Annotated in this window: 1 protein-coding gene; it reads right to left on the bottom strand. The window is 58.7% G+C overall.

The features are described 5' to 3' along the window. Positions 1–1,053, bottom strand: a 1,053-nt coding sequence (gene sctD, locus J5224_RS29645; RefSeq protein WP_264628644.1) for a type III secretion system inner membrane ring subunit SctD, incomplete at both ends; no start/stop codon positions are given.

The raw sequence follows: 1,053 nt of genomic DNA, 5'->3' as shown, positions 1-1,053 counted from the left end.
GGCTGCCGATGGACAAGGTATCGCCATTACCCAGCACCAGATAATCGCCGCGACGGCTATGAACAATGCCAGTGACAGGCGCTGGCAACTGCCTGGAAAACTCACTGGATAGGGGAACATCCTGATAGCTCAGCGCCACGCTTGGATAGCTCGCTCGCATCTCCTGCATCAGTTGCGTCAAAGTCTGCTTATCCTGCGCGTTCAACACGCCGCTTAAGATGAAACGCGGCCCCGCACTCGTCAGATTCACCTTGCCGGCTAACCCTTGCTGTAGCAGCGCGCCGATCAGCGCATTCGCGATCTCGTCGTAGGCGTTTTCTATCTGCCAATGCCGTAATCCCGGAATGTCGGCCAACAGCGGCTGAACCGCCGCCCACTGCTCTCCCATATGAATATCCGCATCGATCGCAACGTTGCCCTGCCCCCGGCTGACAACCTGAGCCTGGGTGTATCCCGCCTGAATCAGCACATCTTTCACGTTCCGGACCAGTTGATCGGCGCAAATCACGTTATCCTGGTAACGAATATCGTGGGATTGCAGCGCAACCCACAATGGCGTCAACGTATCGCTCGATTCGCAATACCCGGACAGATGCAGCACGCCATCCTGCTGCCATTGCGCCACGAGCTGCGTCAACCCGGTCTGCTGCAACAGCGCGTCCACCGTTACAGGTGCCGCCGTCGAGGGTGACGGGGCCCATTCCACGGAGAAAAACAGTAGGGCAACGATCAGCATAAGCATGCCTGGCACCAGCACCCAGCCGCTTGAAAACCGGCGAACCGGCAAGCAACAACCAGCAAGATCTGCGTGCTGCGGCCCAAATGCCATCGCCAACCCTGCCGCCTCCAAGACGCCCTGCAACGGTAACGGATGCTGCTGTGCATGGCGGCGGCCATTTACCCGCACCGACACCTTTTCCGCGTTGACATAGAGTTGCCCGTCAGCGATCGTCAGTTCGATGCGACTTGCGGCCCGCAAAGGGATGCACAGATCGCATTCCCGCTCACCAATAGAGAGTCGACCTTCCGATAGCCACACTTCCCGTCCATGCA

The sequence above is a fragment of the Candidatus Symbiopectobacterium sp. NZEC135 genome (assembly GCF_025962695.1).
This window is presented reverse-complemented; position numbering and strand designations above follow the sequence as displayed.